This window comes from Wenzhouxiangella sp. 15190, from assembly GCF_003417465.1.
Classification (GTDB): Bacteria; Pseudomonadota; Gammaproteobacteria; order Xanthomonadales; family Wenzhouxiangellaceae; genus Wenzhouxiangella.
Map to the genome: position 1 here is coordinate 52,664 of NZ_QVMV01000032.1, position 22,863 is coordinate 75,526.

Below are 22,863 nucleotides of genomic sequence, written 5' to 3' on the forward strand. Positions count from 1 at the left end.
CTCCTTGGAATGATCTCCGCCGATTATGGCGCAGTACAGCTTTCGTGCATGATCGCCATTCTCGGGTTCTGAGAAAATCTTCGGCATAATGCTCGTGCATGATTGGTGATCAGACCCTCATTCTCACCCCGACGGCACGCCTGGCGCGCGCCGAAAAGCAGCGGCAAGCGCTGGCGAGACAGTCCGCCGGCGAACAGGCCTGGCGTTCGCCCGAAGTACTGGCCTTTCCGAGCTGGATCGGTCGGCTGCGCGATGACTGGTTTCTGACCGCCGAAGCTCCGCGGGTTCCGATCAGTGCCTCCCAGGCGCTGGTTTTGTGGCAGTCGGTGATCGACCGCGATGTGTTCATCGGCGAACCCCGCGTGGCCGAGATGGTGGCTGCGAGCTGGCGGCTCGTCCACGAATATTGCATCGACGAGCCCTCCGACTGGCCCGACCTGATGCTCAGTGAGGACAGCCGGCATTTCCGCGACTGGGCCGGGCGGTTTAGCGAGCTATGCAAACAGCGGGGCCTGATCGACGAGTGGCGCTTCGCCGGCCGGCTTCCCGACCTGATCAAGACCGGCGAGATTGGGCTACCGGCAGCCATCAGGCTGTCCGGCTTCGAGCTGGCGATGACCCCGCTGCAGCGCGCCATCCTCCAGGCCGCCGAAGCGGCCGGTGTGCATATCGAAAGCGCCCCGTCGCGCGAGGACGCGGGTTCGCTGGAAACGGTGATCGCTCATGCCGAGGAGGTGGACGAACTGGTGGACGCCGCACGCTGGGCCCGCGGCCTGCTGGAAGAAAAGCCAGATCAGATCATTGCCGTCGTCGTACCCGGCCTGCGAGATCGGCTGGGTACGGTCGAGCGGGTCTTCCGGCGGGTGTTCGATCCGCCCGGTTTCGCGCTCGATGCCGGCCATGAGGAGCCCTGGCACATTTCTCTCGGCCCGACCCTGGCGCGCTGGCCGCTGGTGGCCGACGCCCTGTCCTTGCTCAGGATCGATCCGCACCGCATCAGCCAGCCGCAGGTCGCCGCCCTGCTGCGATCACCATTCCTCAGCGGCTGGGAAGCCGAGTCCCGGGCCCGCGCCGGCGCACTGAGTGCCGTCATCCGCTACCGCCCCTACTGGCTGCACGCCGGACAGCTCGCCTGGCAGATTGGCGAAAGCGGCGCAAAGGAGCTGTCCGGCAGGTTGGCCGAATGGGAGCTGCTTCGGCGCGAACACCGCGACACGGCCTTGCCATCGCAATGGGTGGTGCGCTTTCAGAAGGAGCTCGAAGCCATGGGCTTCGGCCGCGGGCGCGGTCTCGACAGCCGCGAGTTCCAGGTCCTGCAACGCTTCCACGACCTGCTCGAGGATTTCAGTGCACTCGACCTGGTGATCGAGCGGCCGATTTCCCGAGCCGAGGCCGTGCGCCGACTGAACGAGCGCGCCGCAACGGCGGCGTTTCGCGAGCGAAACCCCGGCGCCCCGATCGAGATCCTGGGCGTGGAAGAAGCGCTCGGTTCGCGCTTCGATGCAATGCGGGTCACCAGCCTGGACCACCAGACCTGGCCGTCGCCGACACGGCGCGATCCTTTCATACCCGCCAGCCTGCAAGCCGACGCGCCGGCCGCCAGCGCCGAAAGCGCCCTGGAGCGCGCCCGCGGCGAGCTCGACGGCCTGGCAAGGACGGCACCCATCGTGACCGGCAGTTTCAGCCGCGGCAGCGACGACGAGCAACGCCATCTTACGCCGCTGCTGTCCGACTGCCCGGTCGAGGAAGCGGCCCCGAACGAGACCGCCGAACGGGCCGAAATCGAGACCCTGCCCGAGGACACCCTCGCGCCGGAACATCCCGGCGGCGAGGTCCGAGGCGGCACATCGGTGCTGCAGCGCCAGTCCGATTGTCCGTTCAGGGCCTTCGCCGAGAGGCGCCTGGGTGCCGGCGACCTCACGCCGCCGCGGCCCGGCCTGGATGCCCGTGACCGCGGCAGCCTGGTGCACAAGGCGCTGGAGCACTTCTGGTCCGATCTCGACGGCCTCGATGCGCTCGAGTCGCTCGGCGAGTCAGCTCTGGCCGAGCGCATCGCCGCCGCCCGCGATGCGGCGCTTAAAGAATTCGCCCGGCGCAACCCGCTGGCCCTGACCAAAGCCGGGCTGGCCATCGAGGCCCAGTGCCTCGAACGCGCGCTGTCGAGGTGGCTGGCAATCGAGCGCGAACGCGCGCCATTTTCCGTCACGGCGCGGGAGACGAAAGTCGAGCTGGCCTTCGACCGGCTCCACCTGACCGGCAAGATTGACCGCGTCGACGAACTGGAAGGCGGTGGTTCGGTCGTGATCGATTACAAGACCGGGGCGTCCGGCAAGAACGGCTGGGCACCGGAAGCGCCCCTGGCCGACGTGCAACTGCCCGCCTACGCCACCAGTCTTCAGCCACGTCCCGTCGCCATCGCGTTCGCAAGACTCCGTCCGGACAATATGGGTTTCGACGGCCTGGCCGAGGTCGATGCCGGGATTGACGGCGTGCAGGTCATCGGCGAGATCAAGGGCCGCTCGAAGTTCGGCGAGATCGAATCCTGGCGGTCACTGGTCGACGAATGGCGCAGGCATCTTAATGGCCTGGCCGCAGACTTCCTGGCCGGTCGCTCGCAGGTCGAACCGCGCGACAACCAGGTCTGCAAGTACTGCCACTTGCACGCGCTTTGCCGTATCAACGAGCGCGTGATCCTGCCGGAGGCCGATGATGAGTGACGACAAGCAACGCAAGGTCGCCGTCGAGCCGCAGCGCTCGGTCATCGTCCAGGCGCCGGCCGGTTCGGGCAAGACCACCTTGCTAGTCGAGCGCTACCTGGGACTGCTCGGCGTGGTCGAGGCGCCGGAAGAAATCCTGGCCATCACCTTCACGCGCAAGGCCGCCGCCGAGATGCGTGAGCGAATCCTGCAGTTTCTCGAACCAGGCTACAAGGCGGACGGCCCGCACGAGGAAGCCGCGCTCGCCAAGGCGCAAGCCGTGGCCGGCAAGGTGGGCGAATGGGGTCTGCTCGACAATCCACAGCGGCTGTTGATTCGCACCATCGACAGCTTCAATCACTACCTGGCGCGAACCATGCCGGTGGCCAGCCAACTCGGCCCGGTCCCCGCACCCGCCGAGAACGCTCGCGCCCTGTATCGCGAGGCCGCACGCCGCGTACTCACGCGGGCTGACAGCCGCGACGAACTGGCCGAAGACGTCAAATGCCTGCTGCTGTGGCGCGACCACCGCAGCCAGGACATCGAGGACCTGCTGGTGGCCCTGCTCGGCAAGCGCGAGCAATGGTTACGCGCCCTCGGAATGAGCGGGCGACCCGAACGCGCGGTTTTCGAGCGAACGCTGCAGGAGGTGGTTTCCGACCAGCTCGATACGGCGCAGCAGGTGCTTCAGGCCGGCCTGACCGAAGCGCGCGTCGATCCCGACGCCCTGCTCGAAGTCCTGCGCCAGGCCGCCGCCAGCCTGCAGGCCGAAGGCAAGTCTTCGCCGTTCGACGATAGCGCCGATCTCACCCGCATGCCCGGTGCGGACCCGACCGACCTGCCGGGCTGGCGTGCACTGGGCTTTGCCCTGCTGACCAACAGCGGCGGCTGGCGCGCCGCACCCAACAAGAACCAGGGCTTTCCGGCCAAGAGCGAGCACAAGGACCGCATCGTGGCGATGCTCGATGCGCTGCGCGAGAACGATGAACTGGCCGGCTGGATCGATCGGGCCCGCAGTCAGCCCGAGCCGCGCTACGGCGACGAGGAATGGGACGTGCTTGCCGCGATGATCCGGGTACTCGAGGCCGCCGCCACCGAGCTGGAACTGGTGTTTGCCGAGACCGGCCAGACCGACTTCGCCGGCATCGGCGCCGCCGCCCTGCGTGGCCTGGGGGATGAGGAGGCCGGCTATACCGACCTTGCCCTCTATCTCGACCGCAGAATCCGCCACATCCTGGTCGACGAATACCAGGACACCAACTGGGGCCAGTACCACCTGCTGGAAAAACTGGTCGGCGGCTGGCAGCCCGGCGAGGCACGCAGCCTGTTCCTGGTCGGCGACCCGATGCAGTCGATCTACCGTTTCCGCGAAGCCGAAGTCGGGCTGTTCATGCGAACGCGTGAACACGGCATCGGCACGCAGGCGGTCGAATCCTGCCGGCTGACCCGCAACTTTCGCTCGCGCGCGGAAGTCGTCGGGTGGGTCAACGAACGGCTGGGCCCGGTCTTTCCCGAGATCGAGGACATTTCCGCGGGCGCGGTAAGTTACGCAACGTCCGAACCGGGTCGCGGTACGGGCGGAAGCGTCGAAATACTGGCCCGGTCCGGCCGCGGCCCGGAAGCCGAAGCCGTGGCGCAGACCGTTGCCAGGGCACTCGACGATCATCGCGACGACCCGGACTTCTCCGCCGCGATCATCGTGCGGGCGCGCTCGCATCTGGCCGATATCCTGCCGGCGCTGGAGCGCCACGATATTGGCTATCGCGCCGTCAAGCTCGATCCCCTGCTGACCCGGCCGGTCGTCCAGGACCTGCTGGCGATCACGCGGGCCATCATCAATCCGGCCGATACCACCGCCGTGCTGGCCATGCTGCGCTCGCCGCCCTGCGGACTGACGCTGGCCGACCTGCACGCCCTCGCCGGCGACGGCCGGTCGCTGAATGACGAAAATGCCCTCGAGCGGCTCTCCGAAGACGGCCGCCACCGCGCCGCGCGGGTGTTGCAGGCGCTGGCCCATGCCCGGGACATGTGGCGAAAGCGCAGCGCGCGCGACCTGGTCGAGGGCATCTGGACGCGACTGGGCGGCCCGCATGTGCTGGCAAAACCCGAATCGGAACGCCGCGATGCCGAAGCCTATCTCGACACGCTGTCCACGGCCGAAGAGCAGGACCTGCTGGCCGACTGGAACGCCTTCATGGAGCTGCTCGAAGAGCAGTACACCGAGGGCGATCCGCCCAGCGACGACATCAAGCTCGAAATCCTGACCATGCACGGCGCCAAGGGTCTGGAGTGGGACCTGGTGGTGCTGCCCGGTCTCGACCGCGGCACTGGTGGCAACAACCGGGAGATGCTGTACTGGCTGCCGTTCACGCCTGAAGCCGGAGAAGAACGTGTGCTGCTGGCCCCGCTGCGTTCGGCCGAGCAGGACGACAACAGCGACCTGATCAAGCTGATTCGCGCCGAGCAGAAGGAACGCGAAGCTTTCGAACACCAGCGCCTGCTGTACGTCGCCGCGACCCGGGCGCGTGAACACCTGGTACTTTCGGCCGCCCTCGATCCCGAGCGCGACGAGATCAAACCTTCGTCGGGCAGCCTGCTGGCGGACCTGTGGCCGACCTGCGGCGGGGACTTTCTTCAAGCCCTCGATCAGGCACCCGAAGCGGGCGGTTACGCGCCGGATGCCAACGCACGCCCCGCTCAGTCCCTCCGACGGGTGAGCGCCGACTGGCAGCCGCCGCTCGGCGAACGACTGGACTGGCGCCCGGCGCTGCCGCCGCGCGAACGCGAAGTCGAGATCGAGTTCAACTGGGCCGGTATGCAGGTCCGGCGCATCGGCACGGTGTTGCATCGCCTGCTCGAGCGCATCGGCCAGATCGGCATCGAGCACCTCGACGGGGACCGGCAGCAGACGCTACGGGATCGTATCCCCGGCCTACTGCGGGCAATGGGCACCGGCAGCCGTGATCTCGACTCCGCCGTGGTGCCCATCCGCGAGGCCTTCGATCAGACCATCGAGAGCGAAACCGGGCGCTGGATTCTCAGCGGGCGGCATCGCGAGGCCGCCTGCGAACTGCCCCTGACAGGCGTGATCGAGGGCGAACTGGTCAACGCCGTCATCGACCGCACTTTCATCGACGAACACGGCACGCGCTGGATCATCGACTACAAGTCCGGCTATCACGCCGGTGGCGACCTGGAAGGCTTTCTTGGCGAGGAGGCCGAACGCTACCAGGTCCAGCTCACAACCTATCGCCGCCTGTTCGAGCAGATGGGCGAGACCGACATCAAGGCGGCGCTCTACCTGCCACGACACGACCGTCTGATCAAAGACTCTTAGGAAACTGCGGTTTCCTATCGCATCAACTCCGGCAGGAAGAGCGCGATCTGCGGAAACAGGATCAGCAGCACCGTCGAGCAAAGCAATATCAGCACGAAGGGCGGTGTGCCGGCAATCACGTCCAAGTAGGGTCGGCGGAAGATGGCCACTGCGGTGAAGATGTCGCAGCCGAACGGTGGCGTGGCCGAGCCGATGGCCGCCTGCAGCACGACGATGGTGCCGACGTGAACCGGGTCCAGCCCGGCCGAGGCAATAGCCGGGGAGAAGATGGGCGTGAGGATCAGGATGACGACGATGGGATCGACGAACATGCAGCCCACGAAGTAGGCGACGGCCACCAGCGCCAGTACCATCAACGGGTTGTCGGCGGCATTGGCAACCACGTCACCCAGCAGAAGTTCCGGTATCTGGGCGAAGGAAACGATCCAGGAAAAGCCCATGCCGGCGGCGACCAGGATGAACACCACCGCCGTAATCATGCCGGTCGACAGGGCCACCCCCGGCAGGTCCGAAAGCTTGACCTCACGATAGATCACCATCTCCAGCAGCAGCGCATAGGCCACCGACATCGAAGCCGCCTCGGTGGGACTGAAGAAACCCGAATAGATGCCGCCGATGATGATCACCGGAAAGCCAAAGGCCAGCACGGCCCGGCGCAGGGCTGTCAATCGTTCACCCCAGCTCGAGGCGGGGCGGGCTGGGATCTTCTTCCAGACCGAAATGATGTAGCAGTAGACCGCGAACAGCGCCAGGATCATCAGCCCGGGTCCGATACCGGCGATGAACAACTCACCCACTGAAGTGCCCGATGCCACACCGTAGATGATCATGCCGATCGAGGGCGGAATGAGCAGCGCGATATCGCTGGAATTGATGATCAGCGCCATCGAGAATCGATCCGTATAGCCGGCCTCGAGCAGCTTCGGCCGCAGCGGCTTGCCCATGGCCACCACGGTGGCCTGGGTCGAGCCCGAAACCGCCCCGAAAAGCGTACACGAGACCGCCGTTGTCACCGGCAACCCGCCGCGGATGTGGCCGACGAACTTGCTAACCAGGTCGAGCAGGCGATCGGCCGTATTGCCCTTGATCATGATATCGGCGGCCAAGATGAACATCGGAACGGCCACCAGCACGCTCTGCTCGACGCCGCCGATCATCTGCTGGACGAGCATTCTCGGCTCAAGCATGACGAACTTGGAAAAGAGCAGCACCATGGCACCCACCATCAGCGGCACCATCATCGGGAAACCCATCAGCAGAAGCACCACCATGACGGCAGCGGCCACCAGAGCGACCTGGGCATCGGACAGCGCCGCCAGACCGATCAATTCGAAGAATTCAGCCATCGTCACGCTCCCGCTTGTCGTTGGCGTCATCGCCCTGGTCGGGAATCCTGCCGAAAGAGGTCTGACCGGCGGCCTGTTCCTCGCTCTCGTACTCATCGCGGTGATACCAGGACAGGTAATTGTCCCGACTGACCAGGTTGCGCAAGCCGGCAAGGAAGAACTGAATGCCGCCGAGCAGGAATCCCAGTGGCACGACCATGTAGATCAAATAGACCGGGAAGCCGGTCGAGGAAGTGACGCGGCAGCGACCGCTGCGATTGTCGACCAGATCGATGAACAGCCCGAACAGGAGTGCACCAAGCGCCAACACCACGGCGATGGTGACAAACAGTATGACGTTGCGCCGAACCGGGGACTGGCGCTCGAGCATACGGCCGCCGGCCTCGGCCACGATCCGTACGAGATGGCCACAGAGCACCATGGCAATCAGTGTGATCGCGATTCCGATCCACAGCGGTGTCGAACCCAGAATCTCGGGCAGTACGCGGCAGCTGCGCTGCGCCGACTGGGCATAGGCCCAGCCATAGTTGGCTAGCAGGAAAAGCAGTGCTGAGGTGCCGAATCCGACGATCGTCAACAGCACTTTCTGTGCCACTTCGGGTAGCAGGTCGTGGATGGCGGACACCCGGATGTGGCGTGCGTTGCGGGCGCCGATACCAATACCCATGAAGGTGACCAGGACCAGCAGCAACTGGGTGACATCACTGGCGAACTGGAGGCTCGAGCCAAGGGTGTTTCGGGAAATGACATTGATCACGCTGACAATCGCCATGGCCGCAATGCCGGTGACCAGGACAAAGCGCTCGAACCAATCCAGCCCTCGGTCGAACCAGTTGAACGGACGGCGAACGGCCTGACGCCACGAACGCGGCGATTGCGGTTTGGCGTCACTCATTTCGCCCGGCCCACAACTGTCGACCTGTCTTCAATCACGATCGGTTGCCCTCTCAACGACCTCCATTGCCATTATTCTACACGGCGACCGAGACATACCCGGTCAGTCTCCGAAGAAGACCGCGGGGTCGTGTTATGTTGATGATCGGTTTCATTTTCGGGAGCAAACCATGAAACAACTGAATTTCGGCCTGACACTGCTGTTCGCGCTGCTGTTGAGCGCCTGTAGCGATTCCGGGCAGACGCCGGATGAGCAAACGGGTAACGGTGAGACGACCGAACCCGAAACCGAAGCAGTCACCTGGCGCTTCGCACTCGAGGAAGTCGAAGGCAGCGTGCAGGATGCCTACGCGCAGGAGTTCAAGCGCCGGATCGAAGAGCGAAGCGACGGCACAATCAACATCGAAATCTATCCATACGGCGCGCTGGGCACCTCTTCGCAGTTGACCGAAATGGCCCAGGGCGGCAACATAGAACTGGCCTTCGCCTCACCCGGCCATCTGGCCGATCTGATCCCGGAAGTCGGCGTATTCACGCTGCACTTCGTACTGTCGGAACACAACGAGGTCAACCGGGAAGTGCTCTCTGACGACGCCGTCTATTCGTTGTTCCAGCCGCTTTACAACGATGAGGACCTGCAGCTGCTCGACATCATTCCAGAAGGCTGGATGGTCTGGAGCGCCGACAAGCCGCTGCGCACGCTGGACGACTTCGAGGATTTCCGCATTCGCACCATGACCTCGCCTATCCTGGTCGAGTCGTACCGGGCCTATGGCGCCAATCCGACGCCAATGCCGTACTCGGAGGTCTACAGCGGCCTGCAACTCGGCCAGATCGACGGCCAGGTCAACCCGATCTTCGCGATCGAGGAAATGAGCTTCTACGAGGAGCAGGACGTACTTACCTCCGGACGGCACGCCCAGTTCATCTCGACTCTGGCGGCAAGCAAGCAGTGGTTTGATTCACTATCGGATGAGCAGCGGAAGATGGTGATCAAGGTACGCGACGAACTGGTCGACTGGATCGACAAAGAACAAATTCAGTTCAACGAGGAGCGCCTGCAGACCATTCTCGACGAAGGCGGCACCGAGTGGGTCGAGCTGACCAGCGAGGAGCGCGAGGTATTCCGTGAAGCCAGCCTGGGCGTGCGCGATACTTATATCGAGCGGGCCGGCGAAACGGGCGAGGAGATCCTGAATACGCTGCTCGAACGCATCAAACAGGCCGAAGCCGAAATGGAAGGCAGCGGCGAAGCCGAAGAAGATGCCGCGCCGGAAGCCGAAACCGAGTCCGAAATGGACAGCGAGGGCGAAGGCTGATCGAGCACGGCTATACACCGGCCTGGACCGCGGGCCGGTGCCTCTACTGCCCGATCAACGCAACTGGCTATCCTTGCTGCCGCGCCTGTTGTAGCCACTGAAGCTTTTCTTCTCCGCCTCGTCCAGTTCTTCCTGGCAGGCCACGCACAGTTTCACACCCGGCAGCGCCTTGCGGCGTGCTTCCGGGATCGGGTCACCGCACTCCTCGCACTCCCGCCGGCTTTCGCCCTTCGGAATGCGGCTGCGTACGCGCTCAAGCCCGTCCTCGACCGTGCTATCGATCTGCTCCTGCACGGCGTCATCTCTAGCCCATCCTCCAGCCATCAGCGACAGGCCTCCGGCTGATGGGCACAGTCATGCGAGTGCACGAGTTCCGGCTGCAGCGTGGGGTGATCGATATCGTGCGACTCGAGCAAGGCGCGATTGAGCGCGGCCAGCGTGACGGGCCATTCGCCCAGATCGACGACCACGACGTGGGCCGAGAGTGCAACCCGATTGCTGGAGACCTGCCAAACGTGCAGGTCGTGAATATCCTGAACGCCATCAACCGCGGTCATGGTGGCGCGGACCCGGTCGATATCGAGCCCCTGGGGCACGCCCTCCATGACCACATGCGCGCTGTCGAGCAGCAAGCGAATCGCGGCGATCAGGATCAGCACGCAGATCAGCAACGACAGGATCGGGTCTATGGGGGTCCAGCCGGTGACCATGATGACGATGCCGGAGGCAAGCGCGGCCACCGAACCGAGCAGGTCGCCCAGTACGTGCAGCAGGGCGCCGCGGACGTTGAGATTGCGCTCGCCGCGGGAAAGGGCCCAGAACACCAGCAGGTTGACGACCAGACCGACCAGGGCGACGCCCATGACGGCCGCACCGCTGATGTCACGGGGATCCTGGAAACGCTCGAAGGCGTGCCAGGCGATCGATCCCACGAGCAAGAGCATGATCACGCCGTTGATCAGCGCCGCCAGGACTTCGGTCCGACCATAGCCCCAGGTGCGTCGCTTGCTCGCCGGCCGCCCGGCCATCCAGGCGGCAAAGGCGGCCAGACCCAATGCGGAAGAGTCGGTCAACATGTGGCCGGCGTCGGCGACCAGGGCCAGCGATCCCGCCCACAGACCGGCGATAAACTCGACCGCCGCGAAGCCCAGTGTCAGGCACAGCGCCGCGACCAGCGTGCTGCGGCTGGATGGGACGTGGTGATGATGGTCGTGCGAATTCATAACCGTAATCTACCGCAACAGGCCGAAGTAATAACATTTCGGCTGTTGCCAATACGAAAAAGCCCCGCTGAAGCGGGGCTCTTCCGGTTCGATCGTTTCAGGTGACGATCAGTCCATCTTGCCGGTAACCCAGTAATCGATCAGGTCGCCGTTGTTGGCGATGAACTCATCGACGGCTTCCTCATAGGAAGTCTCCTGGGCCTGGAACATGGCCGCCTGGAGTTCGTCGAGATCCAGGTGCATGCGCGCCAGGAACAGCGCGGCTTCCGGATTTTCCTGGTAGAAGCCTTCACGCGCCAGTGCGTGGACGCGTTCATAGCTGCCCAGCACGCCCTTCGGATCCTCGAGATAGCGCAGATCGTAAGCACCGAACTTCCAGTGCGGGCTCCAGCCGGTGACCACGATCCATTCGTCACGATTGACGGCACGTTCCAGCGCGGCGGTCATGCCGGCCCCGCTGGAGATCTGAAGCTCGTAATCGTCCAGGCCGTACTCCTCGATGGCCTCCTTGGACAGACGCGTCAGGCCGGCACCCGGATCGATACCCGTGATGGTGCCATCGAGCTGTTCACGCACATTGTCCTTCTTCAGGTCCTCGATCGAGGACAGTTCGCTCTCGGGGATATAGGTGGGTACGGCCCAGCCCAGGCGGGCATAGCCATATAGAATGCCCAGGTCCACGATGTCCGCGCCGACCTTGTCCATGTAGTCCGAGTGGGTGCCCGGCAGCCAGGACATCAGCATGACGTCGATATCGCCCGATGCCACGCCCTGATACTGCGGGGCAATGTCGGTCTGGACGAGTTCGACGTCCTGATCCATCCGGTCTTCGAGCACTCGCTCGGCCAGCTTGGTCACGAACTCGGCGTCGGACCAGGCGGTCCAGCCGATGCGAACGTCTTCGGCCTGAACCGGCGCGGCAAGCGCCAGGGCCAGACCCAGTGCAGTCAGTATTTTGGTCATATTATGTCGCATGGTGTTATCTCCTCTTCGCGATGATGATGCGAGAAAACACCGTGCCCGGTTGTCAGACGGCACACGATGCCGAACGGAAACCGCTGATTCAGCGACTTCCTTGTGATCCCTTCGAGTCAGCCGCGCTTTCCCGGCGCGAAGCTCTGGGTAATGCGGTCAAGCAGAATGGCCAGGATGACCACCCCGAGACCGCCCTCGAACCCGAGCCCGACGTTGAGTCGCTGGATCCCGGTCAGGACCGTGTTACCCAGACCGCCGGCGCCGATCATTGAGGCGATTACCACCATCGAAAGCGCCAGCATGATGGTCTGGTTCACGCCGGCCATGATCGATGGCATGGCCAGCGGAAGCTGTACCTTTCTCAATAGTTGGCGTCGGGTGCAGCCGAATGCAAGCCCGGCCTCGATCTGCTCCTTGCTGACCTGTCGGATGCCGAGGTTGGTCAGGCGCACCGCCGGCGGCATGGCGAAGACGACCGTAGCAATGGCCCCGGGCACCGTGCCCAGGCCAAAGAAGATGGCCGCCGGAATCAGATAGACGAATGGCGGCATGGTCTGCATGAAGTCGAGCACCGGCCGGATGAGCGACTCGATCAGATCGTTACGGGCCATGGCGATACCAACCGGCACACCAGTCGCCAGCGCCACTGTGCTGGCAGCAAGCACCAGCGACAAGGTCTGGACGGTCGGCTCCCACAGGTCCATGCCGATGATCACGCCCAGGGCGATGATGGCGAAGACGCCGAACCTCCAGCTCACGCGCCACCAGCCCAGCGCCACGATGATGGCGCCCAGCAACCAGACCGGCAGGACCATCAACCCGTCCTCAAAGGAGTTGGCCAGAAAGCCGATGACTGCGGCGATGCCGTCAAGCAGCGGCGTGAGGTTGTTCTGGATCCAGACGACGAGGTCTTCGACCCAGTCGCCGATGGGAATCCGGAATTGCTGCAGCCATTCACTCATTGGATTCTTCTCCCGTGCGGTCCAGGGTTCGCAGCAGCCGGCTGCGCGAGACGGCGCCACGGTAGCGACCATCGGAATCGACCACCGGAATCGGCGCCGAAGTATCCGCACAGCGGCCGATCAGCTCGTCGAGCAAGCTGTCGGTGTCCACTGGCTCGACCGATTCGAAGGCGTCTGGGAAGTTCGGCTCATCGGACGCGTTGAGGACCCGCGCCAGGGCGTCGGCCGAGACCATACCCTCATACCGGCCGTCGGAACCGACGACCACGGCAAAATCGCGATCGTGCCGCCGGAGGCTCTCCAGCGCGGCACGCACACCCATGCCCGGCCGCTTGACCACGGTCAGGTGCTGCTTGTCCATGATGTCGGACGCGGTGAAGACCTGCGAGATATCCACGCCGTAGAAGAACGAACGTACATAATCGTTGGCCGGCTGCGTCACGATTTCTTCCGGCGTTCCGACCTGCACGATCTTTCCGTCCTGCATGATGGCAATGCGATCACCGATGCGCATGGCCTCGTCGAGGTCATGCGAGATGAAGACGACCGTGCGAGCTTGCTGTCGCTGTAACTCGAGCAACTCGTCCTGCATCTCGGTGCGAATCAGCGGATCGAGTGCCGAGAAAGCCTCGTCCATGAGCATGATCGACGGGTCGGTGGCCAGCGCCCGTGCCAGCCCGACACGCTGCTGCATACCTCCTGAAAGTTCATCGGGATAGCTGTTGGCATTGGCTTTCAGCCCGACCTGGTCGAGGGCCTTGAGCCCGCGTTCGCGCCGTTTGTCGCGATCCTCGCCGGCGACTTCCAGGCCGAAAGCGGCATTGTCGAGCACCGTTCGATGCGGCATCAGGGCGAAAGACTGGAACACCATGGCCAGGTCGTGCCGACGCAGCTCGATCAGTTCCTTTTGCGACATGGCGGTGACGTCGCGGCCGTCGATGCTGATCCGGCCGCTGGTCGGCTCGATCAGGCGGTTGAGCAGTCGCACCATGGTCGACTTGCCCGAGCCGGACAGGCCCATGACCACGAAGATCTCGCCCTCGCGAATCGACAACTCAGCGTCATGCACACCGATCGTCTGGCCGGTCTGCTCGAAGATTTCGTCCTTGCCGAGCCCCTTTTCGATCAGGGGCATGGCGGCGTCCGGATTGGCCCCGAAAATCTTGTAGAGCCCCGAGACCTCGATCATTGGGGCGTCGCTCATGTGTGAAATGCCCTCGATGGGAACATCCCCAACCTGATGGCCGGGAAATGGTGATTCAAATCGGAAAACGCGGGCGCCGGCATTCCAGCGCCCACGGGTTGACTCGCTCAGTCTAGCAGGAAAGTTTCGAGGAACAGGACCACCGCTTCGCTGTAGAGGTCGCGGTTTTCCTTACGGCGGTAGCCGTGACCCTCGTTGAGCGCGTTCATGTACCACACCGGGCTGCCCTGCTCGCGCAGCGCGGCGACGATCTGCTCGGCCTCGCTGACCGGCACGCGCGGATCGTTCTCGCCCTGGACCACGAACATCGGCACGTCGATCTTCTCGACGTTGTTGAGGGGGCTGATGGCCTGCAGGTGCGCGCGCATCTCCGGGTCGCGCTCGTCGCCGTACTCGACACGCCGCAAATCCCGGCGATAGTCCTCGGTGTTTTCCAGGAAGGTCACGAAGTTGCTGATGCCGACGATGTCGACGGCGGCCTTGAGCCGGTCGCTGTAGTGAACGGCGCTGGCAAGCACCATGTAGCCACCGTAGCTTCCCCCGTAGACGGCCACGCGGTCGGCGTCGAGATCAGGCTGGGCCTTGATCCAGTCGAGCAGCGCACCGATGTCGCGGACCGAGTCCTCGCGCCGCATGCCGTTGTCGAGCCTCAGATAGCTCTTGCCGTAGCCGGCCGAGCCCCGCACGTTTGGCCGGATGACGGCCGCATCGAGGTAGTCGATCCACAACTGGTAGGTGCTGGAAAAGCCCGGTCGCGACTGGCTCTCGGGCCCGCCGTGGATCTGGATGATGACCGGATGCGGGCCCTCGCCTTGCGGTCGGTAGACGAACGCCGGGATTTCGCGTGGCTCGCCGTCGACTTCATCGAAGGTCGGGTAGTGGATCAACTCGGGCATGACGAACTGTTCGGTATCGAGGCCCCCGACTTCGCTATAGGTCCAGCGAGTCAATTCGCCGCTATTCCAGTCCATGACGTGGACGTCACTGGGTGAGCGCGGGTTGTTGACCACCAGAGCCAGGGATTCATCGTCGGCGCTGAACGAAGCGCCGTAGACCAGGCCTTCGGGAAGGCTGTCGATTGGGCTGTAGCTCTCGTCGGCCGGATCGAAGCGGTACAGGCGGCTGATACCGCCCTCGTTGGTGACGAAGACACCGGCATCGCCGGCATGGTTGAGCTCCAGCCCCTGCACCGACCAGGGAATGTCGTCGGTGATCACGCGCGCCTCGCCCCCGGGATCGAGCGGACGCCAGGCCAGCCGGGCGAACTCGCCCTCGGCGTCGGTGCTGAAATACACGCCCTTGTCGTCGGCGTCGAAACCGGAAGGCAGGTTGCGCGATGGATCTTCCTCACTGCCGGCAATACGCGTCAATTCGCCGGAGCCCAGGTCAAGTACATGGATGCGCGAGTCATTGACGCTGACGTACTGGACGACGAGCAATTTCTCGTTGTCGGAAGAAAACTCGACCGGACCCCACCAGCTGCCGTCAGGCGCCTCGAGCACGAGTTCGGCCTTGCGCTCGTTCTCGAAATCGAACATCCAGATATCGTTCGAACGGCCGTTGCGACGCGTGGACTGGAAGGCCAGGTAGCGGCCGTTGTCCGACCATTCCAGGCCGCCGTTGCGCGACTCACCGTCGCTGATCATCTCGCGGCTACCGTCGGTCGGGTCGAACAGGTAGATCTGGTCGAATTCGCTGCCGCCTTCGTCCATCAGGAAAGCAATGATGTCGCTGCCCGGTCGACGGGCTGCGCCGCCAACCGGTTCGTCGTACCAGGTCAGTTGGTGACGCGCCCCGCCGGGTCGTTCGACACGATGGATCTGGCTGACTTCGGCAAAGCGGGTGGAAATGTAGATGCTTTCACCGTCGGTACTCCAGTCGATCAGGCCGGCTGATCGGGTGTTCTGGTACTGCGTCAGCGCCTCACTGATGCGTTCGGGAATCTCGGGCACATCTTCGAGCACGACATTGCCGGAATTGGCGGTGCGGCGGTCGACTTCGGCTGCGGCCGGGGCGGCCGCCAGCACGAACAGGATGGGAATGATCACCAGGCGATACATGGGACTCCTCGATCGATTCGGAACCTTGTCAGTATATCGGTTGCCCCGGCCCGCACGTGAATCACCGCGACGCCCTACTCCTCGAGCTGCTTGCGCACCAGCGTCAGTCCATCCCCGATCGGCACCAGCGAAACGTCGATTTCCTCGCGCTCGCGCAGGTAATCGTTGAAGGCGCGAATGGCTTCGGTGTTCTCGTCGTCTTCGGCGACATCGACCACCTTGCCGTCCCAGAGGGTGTTGTCGACCATGATCAGGCCGCCGGGGCGCACCAGTTCGTGGCAGCGCTCGAAATAGTCGATGTAGCCGGTCTTGTCGGCGTCGATAAAGGCCAGGTCGAAGGTGTCCTCGCAGCCGGAGACCAGGAGTTCTTCCAGGGTCTTGAGCGCCGGGCGCAGTTCCAGCTTGATGCGCTCATCCACGCCGGCACGCTGCCAGTAGCGGCGAGCGATATCGGTCCACTCCCTGCTGGTGTCACAGGTGATGGTCCGGCCGTCATCCGGCATCGCCAGGGTGACGGTGAGCGCACTGTACCCGGTGAAGGTACCGACTTCGATATAGCGCTTCGCGCCGATCAGGCGCGCCATCAGCGCCATGAACTGGCCCTGCTCAGGGGCGATCTGCATGTTGTGCTGCGGCAGTTTCGCCGTCTCCTCCCGTAATTCACCCAGAAGGGGATCCTCGCCGGAGCCGTGTTCGAGCATGTAGCGCTGGAGCGCTTCGCTGAGGCCGATGGACTGATTCGTCATGAACGCTAGCCGTTTGGTTTGGTATCGAAAGTTGCCGTGACCTGGTCACGCAGATTTCTGAGGTCTTGTTCGAGTAAGCGCCGCTCGTTGGCGAGCGCCGCCTCGCGTGAAGCCATCAGGCGGTCGGAACTGGTGACGACGGGCACGACATTCAAGCCCGCCTCGTCGAGCCCCGCTCTATCGGGCCCACCCGGCTGCCCGGCAACCCACAGGACAGCACAAATCACCAGGGCGCCCGCGGCGCCGGCCAGCGCCGGCGGGCGCAGGAACCATGGCGACGGTGATGGGCAGCTTTGGTGATTCCGAATTCGCGCAGCAACGCGCTGGCCGACCCGTTCCGGGCAATCGGCCTGGATGCGTCCGGCATCGGCATGCAGTCGTTCTTCGAACTGTTGCCTATTCATTCGTTGCAACCTCCCCGGATATCCAGTCGTCGGCATCGATCCGCTCGGCCAGGCGCTTGCGCGATCGATGCAGCGTGACCTTCACCCAGGCGACGGAGCGCCCGAGGATGCGGGCGATTTCACCGGTTTGCCGGTCTTCAGCGTAATACAGCCACAACACGTCAAACCAGGACGATGGTAGCAGTTCACGCGCCAGCAGCCAGATATTGGCTCGCCGCTGTTCGACTTGCGCGCTTTCTCTTGGACCGTCGGATGCATCGATCAAGATGGCGGGCAGTTCGACATGATCGATTTGCCGCACGGCGGCCCGGCGGCGGGCGATGGTGAACAGCCAGGTGGAAAATCGCCATCGCTCCCGGTAGCTGCCGAGATGCCGCCAGGCGGCCAGGAAGGCGTCCTGAACGATGTCCTCGGCATCCGCGGGCGTAGCGCCGCGCACGAGCAGGAACCGGTAAAGACGGTCCCGGTGGGCGTCAATCAGTTCGTCGAACGCCTCGAGCGAGCCCGACCGGGCACGCTCGATCAAGTGACGTTCAGCCTCGGCGTGCATGGTCGGCGCGGCACGCTCAGTCCAGCAGTTCGAGCATTTCGTTCGCACTGACGTTGATCGACAGGCTGACGCGATCGCCTTCTCGCTCGGACTTCAGCGAGGAGAGGAAGGACAGTTCAGGGTCGCCTTCGGACGCCGACAGGGTTTGCAGACCGATCAGACCCTGCACGATGTTCAGCAGCGCCTGGGCCTGGGCTCCGTCGACGGCGATCAATTCAACGCGGACGTCATAGCCGCCGCCAGCATCGGTCAACGCGAATCCCGCCCGGCGGATATTACGCATCACCTGTGAATCCCAGTGGCCATGCCCTTCTCCCAGGGCCGCTGTATCGACACCGCCGGAGAGCATCGGCTCGGCGCGGACGACCAGCAGGTCGCTCGCCGCCAGCGGCCCGAAGCGGTCGCCGGCGAGAAAGGCGTCGAGCAGCGACCGGCGTGTGGTCACGAACACGGCCGAATCTTCGTCGAAGCCCAGATAGAGCGAGCCGCCCTCGATCTCGAGATCGAATCGTTCGGCCAGCTCCTCGTTGGCACCGGCCAGGTAGGCGGCATCAACGTCGGACAGCGGTTCGGCGGCGAGCCGGCGGATCACCGTCTCTCTCAATTCCTCGTCGAGGCGTCCCTCGACCATGACGCTGAAGCCGTCGCGATCCGGGCCGGCGCCGAAGGCGGCCAGGGCATCGAGCTCGTCGATCGTACCCTCGCCGAACTCCTCTTCGAGATCCTCGATGACCTCGCGCCGCAACCAGCCGTAGAGCGCGCCGTCGTCGGACGCGCCGCGCATTGCCGCCAGATTGACCTGCACGAACCAGGGGCTGTCTTCGCTCAGCGCTCCGTCGGCCGCTGGAGCAGCGAAGGGCAGCAGCAGGAGCGTGATCAGGATGAGTCGTTTCATGTTGGATTGCCTCGTGATCGGGTGAATGTGTACTCCCTTTTAGCTCCGGGAAGCGGAATCGGTTACAAGCAATCGAGTTTCAGTCGATAACCCCGAGTATGCTGATCGGCGACCGCAAACGCATGAGGCACAAGTCATGGACGAATTCATGGACGCGGCGATTGCCGAAGCCCGACAGGGGCTGGCCGAGGGCGGCATTCCGATCGGCTCGGTGCTGGTCCACGAGGGACGGATCATCGGGCGCGGCCACAACCGACGCGTGCAGTCGGGCAGCGTGGTGCTGCACGGCGAGATGGATGCACTGGAGAATGCCGGGCGCCAGCCGGCCAGGGTCTATCGCGAATGCACGCTCTACACCACGCTCTCGCCCTGCCCCATGTGTTCAGGCGCCATCCTGCTCTACGGCATTCCCCGCGTGGTCATCGGCGAGAACCGCACGTTCAAGGGCGACGAGGACCACCTGCGCGCCAAAGGCGTCGATGTAACCGTGATCGACAGCGAGGACTGTGTGGCCCTGATGCGGCAGTTCATTGAAAACTTTCCGGAATTGTGGAACGAAGATATCGGTGAGTGACTCAAGTGGCCCCTGCGCCCGATTGCGCCACCACATCAATGTCCAAGTACCAAGCACCAATTCTCAAACAAGTACCAATGTTTCAATGATCGAATGATCAAAACATGGCCTCAGGCGTTCGAAGCGCCCCGATTCGTTTCGGTCAATTGAAAATTCGGTCATTGAGATTTGTTTGTGAATTGGTGCTTGGAATTTGAAAATTACGAGAGCAATCCTTCGCCAGAAGGCGAGGAGTTTAAGGATTCCCTATCGGGGACTCTAGAAAAGCCTGGCGGGTGAAGTTAACCGGCTCGCCCTCACTGACCAGAACATTGTCTTCGATTCGGATGCCGCCGAAGGGCGTGAGCCGCTCGACCGCCTGCCAGTCGACCTTCGAGGCGTATTCACCGGCGCGCAGTTTCTCCAGAAAAGACGGAATGAAGTAGAGCCCCGGCTCGATGGTCACAACATTGCCCGGTTGAAGCGGGCGTGTCAGGCGCAAGGCGGGATAGCGCTCGGGGGGCGGCACTTCCTGGCCCCGCTCGTCCATCAGCCCGGCCACGTCATGGACCTGCGCGCCGATATAGTGCCCGAGCCCATGCGGCAGGAAATGCGCGCTCACGCCGGTCTCGACCTGCTCTTCGGGCGGCATCCGCACGATGCCGGCCTGTTCGAGCACGGCGGCAACCGCGCGATGCGCCTCGATGTGCAGGTCGACGAAGTTCTGTCCGGCACGGACCCGGTCCACCAGACGTCGCTGGGCGGCGTCGACAGCGTCGATCAGATCGCCGAATTCGTGATGCTCATCGAGTGTCCAGGTGCGCGTGATGTCGGCCGCGTAGCCACGCCAGTCGGCCCCGGCGTCGATCAGAAAGCTGCGCAGCGGTTTCGGACGCTCGGCCGATCGGAACTGGTAGTGCAGCACGGCGCCGTGATCGTTGAGGGCGACGATACTGCCGTAGGGCAGCGTGTCCTGGTCTTCACCGATAGCGGCGAGGTAGGCGAGATGGATCTCGAGCTCGCTCTTGCCGGCACGAAACGCCTCGGCGGCTGCGAGGTGGCCGGCGACGGCCAGGCGGTTGGCGTGCTCGATGCAATCCCGCTCCCAGGCAGTCTTGCGGGTTCGCATCTCGTCGAGCCGCCACATCAATTCTGGCGGATTGAGATCCGCGCCGTCGAGCAACTCGCCCAGCGCCCGTTCATCGCCGATGACGGCCAGGGCCCGCTGCTGACGGAAGCGTTCCTCCCAGTCGGCCGCAGATCGCACGATCTCGACTTCGAGGCTTTCGGTCAGCCAGTCACCCGGCGGCTCGGGCGGCATATGCCAGAAATCGTCGGGCTGGCAGTACCACAGCTTCGGTCGCTCGCCGGGCCGCAGCTCGAGCAGGCTGTCGGCCGAAAACGGTTGCGGCACCAGGGCCACGAACGGACCGTGCGCGCGAAACGGCGGATGCTGATCGTCGAACAGCCGGTTCTCCGGCCGACCCGAGTGAATCAGCAGCCCGTCATAGCCGAGCTCGGTGAGCATGTCGTCGATTTCCTCGCGCCGGTGTTCGACATGACGGGCGTAGAGCAATGCATCCGGGTTGGGCATGGGGTACAAGCCTCAGTTAGAATTCAATGCTTGTCATTCTAGCGCGCAAGCGCCATTTCTTTTAGCGATGCCCATCCGGATATACAACACGCTGACCCGCCAGAAGGAAGACTTCGTTCCGCTCGACCCCGAGCGCGTGACGATGTATGCCTGCGGTCCGACGGTCTATAACTACGCGCATATCGGCAATGCCCGGCCGGCGGTGATCTTCGACCTGTTCTACCGGGTGCTCTCGCGCCGTTATCCGGAGGTGGTCTATGCGCGCAACATCACCGACGTCGACGACAAGATCAACAAGGCGGCCGCGGAACAGGGCGTGCCGATCGACACCATCACGAAAAGATTCGCCGACATTTACCACGAGGACATGGCCGCACTGGGCGTGGGTCAACCGACGATCGAACCGCGTGCAACCGACCACATCGACGAGATCATCGCCATGATCGAGCGCCTCGTCGACAAGGAATGCGCCTACATCGCCGAAGGCCACGTACTGTTCAGCATCGAGACCGCCGGCGATTACGGCGAACTGTCGCGGCGGGACATGCGCGAGATGATCGCCGGTGCGCGCGTCGAAGTGGCGCCGTACAAGCGCCACCCCGGCGACTTCGTCCTGTGGAAGCCGTCAGACGAGGATCAGCCGGGCTGGGAAAGCCCGTGGGGCCGCGGCCGCCCGGGCTGGCACATCGAGTGCTCGGCCATGAGCGCGGCCCACCTGGGCGAAGTCATCGACATCCATGCCGGCGGCCAGGACCTGATCTTCCCGCACCACGAAAACGAAATCGCCCAGAGCCGCTGCGCGCACGGCACCGACCACTTCGCCCGCTACTGGATGCACAACGGCTTCGTCACGGTCGACAAGCGCAAGATGTCGAAATCGCTGGGCAACACGCTGATCGTCCATGAGTTGCTCAAGGAATGGCCCGGGGAGGTCATGCGCTACGTGCTGCTTTCGGCGCATTATCGCCAGCCCCTCGACTGGTCGGTAACGGCCCTGGAGCAGGCACGCGCCACCCTCGACCGCCTCTACGGCCTGCTGCGCGATCATCCGCCCGCCGAACAGGCCGTGGAACCGGCGCCGGCGGCAATCGAAGCGCTGCAGGACGACCTCAACACGCCCACGGCCCTGGCCGAGGTCAACGCGCTCGCACGCAAGCTCGGCAGCGCTGAGCCGTCCGAACAACCTCGGATTGCCGCCCGCTTGAAGGCCACGGCGGAACTGCTCGGGCTGCTGCAGGGGGATCCGGAAGACTGGTTCAAGCAGCGACCCGGCAGTGACAGTTCCGGCGTGGAGGAGGCCGAGATCGAGCGCCTGATCGACGAACGCAATGCCGCCCGCAAATCGCGCGATTTCGCCACCGCTGACCGCATCCGCGACGACCTGGCCGAACGCGGCATCGAGCTTGAGGACGGCCCGGAAGGCACGCGCTGGAAGGTTATCTCGTGAGCATCGAGGCGGCCCAACAGGAAATCGTGGAGGAGTTCAGCCTGTTCGACGACTGGATGGACCGCTACCAGTACCTGATCGACCTTGGTCGAAAGCTGCCTGAGCTCGACGAGGCCGACATGATCGACGACAACCTGCTGGCCGGTTGCCAATCGCAGGTTTGGCTGCTCACCGACGGGGATGCCGACAAGCTGGTGTTCCGCGCCAACTCCGACGCCGCCATCGTTTCCGGCCTGATCGCCCTGCTGCTCAAGGTCTACTCCGGACGCAGCGCCCGCGAAATCCTGGACTCCGAGCCGCACTTCGTGGCCGATATCGGCCTGAGCCAGCACCTCTCACCGACCCGGGCAAACGGGCTCAATGCCATGCTCAGCGAGGTTCGGCGGCAAGCGAAGTTGGCCCTCGAGCGCGCGTAGCCGCCGGCCCGTCGGCACCCTATTGGCTTTTGCCACCGAGCGCGGTGCGAGCCTCGACAAGTCAACTTCTGTTTCGCCCGGCGCGCTTCGCGCGCTCTTGCGGTGGCGCCATCAATGCCTTTTCGGCAAACAGCTCGTTGCCCCGAGGCCGCGGTGCGGGCTTCGACAAGTCAAATGCGGTTCCGCCCGCCTGCTCCGCAGGCTGATGGCGGGTAACTTTTCTCTTGCGCGAGAAAAGTCAC

Annotated in this window: 19 protein-coding genes; 6 read left to right on the forward strand and 13 right to left on the reverse strand. The window is 64.0% G+C overall.

Annotated elements, in window-relative coordinates; all coding sequences use genetic code 11:
• Positions 1-98: 98 nt before the first annotated feature.
• Positions 99-2,717: a PD-(D/E)XK nuclease family protein gene (locus tag DZK26_RS09405; RefSeq protein ID WP_116896814.1), complete on the forward strand. Its 2,619-nt coding sequence runs from the start codon at positions 99-101 to the stop codon at positions 2,715-2,717.
• Positions 2,710-6,033, forward strand: coding sequence for an exodeoxyribonuclease V subunit beta (locus DZK26_RS09410; protein ID WP_181918220.1), 3,324 nt, complete (start codon positions 2,710-2,712; stop codon positions 6,031-6,033). The genes DZK26_RS09405 and DZK26_RS09410 overlap by 8 nt, the downstream gene beginning before the upstream one ends.
• A 14-nt stretch (positions 6,034-6,047) precedes the next feature.
• Here the strand turns inward: DZK26_RS09410 and DZK26_RS09415 are convergent, their stop codons facing one another.
• Together DZK26_RS09415 and DZK26_RS09420 are read right to left on the reverse strand one after the other, a co-directional pair.
• Positions 6,048-7,379 (reverse strand): TRAP transporter large permease, encoded by a 1,332-nt coding sequence (locus tag DZK26_RS09415; RefSeq protein WP_116896812.1) that lies wholly within the window; start codon positions 7,377-7,379, stop codon positions 6,048-6,050.
• Positions 7,372-8,274 carry a TRAP transporter small permease gene (locus tag DZK26_RS09420; protein WP_116896811.1) on the reverse strand — a complete coding sequence of 301 codons (903 nt, stop codon included), beginning with the start codon at positions 8,272-8,274 and terminating at the stop codon, positions 7,372-7,374. The genes DZK26_RS09415 and DZK26_RS09420 overlap by 8 nt, the downstream gene beginning before the upstream one ends.
• A gap of 169 nt (positions 8,275-8,443) precedes the next feature.
• Here DZK26_RS09420 and dctP point away from each other — a divergent pair, with 169 nt between their 5' ends.
• On the forward strand, positions 8,444-9,592 hold the full coding sequence (gene dctP / locus DZK26_RS09425) for a TRAP transporter substrate-binding protein DctP (protein ID WP_116896810.1): 1,149 nt from the start codon (positions 8,444-8,446) through the stop codon (positions 9,590-9,592).
• 54 nt (positions 9,593-9,646) lie between these two features.
• Here dctP and DZK26_RS09430 read toward each other — a convergent pair whose 3' ends face one another.
• The 10 genes from DZK26_RS09430 to DZK26_RS09475 form a co-directional block, all read right to left on the reverse strand.
• Positions 9,647-9,916, reverse strand: a complete 270-nt coding sequence (locus DZK26_RS09430; RefSeq protein WP_116896809.1) for a DksA/TraR family C4-type zinc finger protein — start codon at positions 9,914-9,916, stop codon at positions 9,647-9,649.
• Positions 9,916-10,815: a cation diffusion facilitator family transporter gene (locus DZK26_RS09435; protein WP_116896808.1), complete on the reverse strand. Its 900-nt coding sequence runs from the start codon at positions 10,813-10,815 to the stop codon at positions 9,916-9,918. Before DZK26_RS09435 ends, DZK26_RS09430 begins: the two co-directional genes overlap by 1 nt.
• Positions 10,816-10,923: 108 nt before the next feature.
• Complete coding sequence (locus DZK26_RS09440) at positions 10,924-11,778, reverse strand: glycine betaine ABC transporter substrate-binding protein (protein WP_116896807.1); 855 nt, start codon at positions 11,776-11,778, stop codon at positions 10,924-10,926.
• A gap of 128 nt (positions 11,779-11,906) precedes the next feature.
• Positions 11,907-12,752 carry a proline/glycine betaine ABC transporter permease gene (locus DZK26_RS09445; RefSeq protein ID WP_116896806.1) on the reverse strand — a complete coding sequence of 282 codons (846 nt, stop codon included), beginning with the start codon at positions 12,750-12,752 and terminating at the stop codon, positions 11,907-11,909.
• Positions 12,745-13,956: a glycine betaine/L-proline ABC transporter ATP-binding protein ProV gene (proV, locus tag DZK26_RS09450; RefSeq protein ID WP_116896805.1), complete on the reverse strand. Its 1,212-nt coding sequence runs from the start codon at positions 13,954-13,956 to the stop codon at positions 12,745-12,747. The genes DZK26_RS09445 and proV overlap by 8 nt, the downstream gene beginning before the upstream one ends.
• Positions 13,957-14,063: 107 nt before the next feature.
• On the reverse strand, positions 14,064-16,016 hold the full coding sequence (locus tag DZK26_RS09455; protein ID WP_116896804.1) for an alpha/beta fold hydrolase: 1,953 nt from the start codon (positions 16,014-16,016) through the stop codon (positions 14,064-14,066).
• Positions 16,017-16,090: 74 nt separating this feature from the next.
• Positions 16,091-16,762: a class I SAM-dependent methyltransferase gene (locus DZK26_RS09460; RefSeq protein ID WP_116896803.1), complete on the reverse strand. Its 672-nt coding sequence runs from the start codon at positions 16,760-16,762 to the stop codon at positions 16,091-16,093.
• Between the two features lie 5 nt (positions 16,763-16,767).
• Positions 16,768-17,166: a hypothetical protein gene (locus tag DZK26_RS09465; protein WP_116896802.1), complete on the reverse strand. Its 399-nt coding sequence runs from the start codon at positions 17,164-17,166 to the stop codon at positions 16,768-16,770.
• The gene (locus tag DZK26_RS09470) at positions 17,159-17,716 is read right to left on the reverse strand and encodes an RNA polymerase sigma factor (RefSeq protein WP_116896801.1); all 558 of its coding nucleotides are present in this window, start codon (positions 17,714-17,716) and stop codon (positions 17,159-17,161) included. The genes DZK26_RS09465 and DZK26_RS09470 overlap by 8 nt, the downstream gene beginning before the upstream one ends.
• 16 nt (positions 17,717-17,732) lie before the next feature.
• On the reverse strand, positions 17,733-18,611 hold the full coding sequence (locus DZK26_RS09475) for a hypothetical protein (RefSeq protein ID WP_116896800.1): 879 nt from the start codon (positions 18,609-18,611) through the stop codon (positions 17,733-17,735).
• Between the two features lie 136 nt (positions 18,612-18,747).
• Between DZK26_RS09475 and DZK26_RS09480 the strand changes: the two genes are divergently transcribed.
• On the forward strand, positions 18,748-19,185 hold the full coding sequence (locus DZK26_RS09480; RefSeq protein WP_116896799.1) for a nucleoside deaminase: 438 nt from the start codon (positions 18,748-18,750) through the stop codon (positions 19,183-19,185).
• Between the two features lie 235 nt (positions 19,186-19,420).
• On the opposite strand, the gene pepQ is transcribed toward DZK26_RS09480, so the two are convergent.
• Positions 19,421-20,758 (reverse strand): Xaa-Pro dipeptidase, encoded by a 1,338-nt coding sequence (gene pepQ / locus DZK26_RS09485; protein WP_116896798.1) that lies wholly within the window; start codon positions 20,756-20,758, stop codon positions 19,421-19,423.
• Between the two features lie 67 nt (positions 20,759-20,825).
• On the opposite strand from pepQ, the gene cysS reads away from it, so the two are divergent.
• Together cysS and DZK26_RS09495 are read left to right on the forward strand one after the other, a co-directional pair.
• Entirely contained in the window at positions 20,826-22,205 is a 1,380-nt protein-coding gene (cysS, locus tag DZK26_RS09490) for a cysteine--tRNA ligase (RefSeq protein ID WP_116896797.1), read from the forward strand.
• Positions 22,202-22,621 carry a SufE family protein gene (locus tag DZK26_RS09495; RefSeq protein WP_116896796.1) on the forward strand — a complete coding sequence of 140 codons (420 nt, stop codon included), beginning with the start codon at positions 22,202-22,204 and terminating at the stop codon, positions 22,619-22,621. The genes cysS and DZK26_RS09495 overlap by 4 nt, the downstream gene beginning before the upstream one ends.
• The last annotated feature ends 242 nt before the right edge of the window (positions 22,622-22,863 follow it).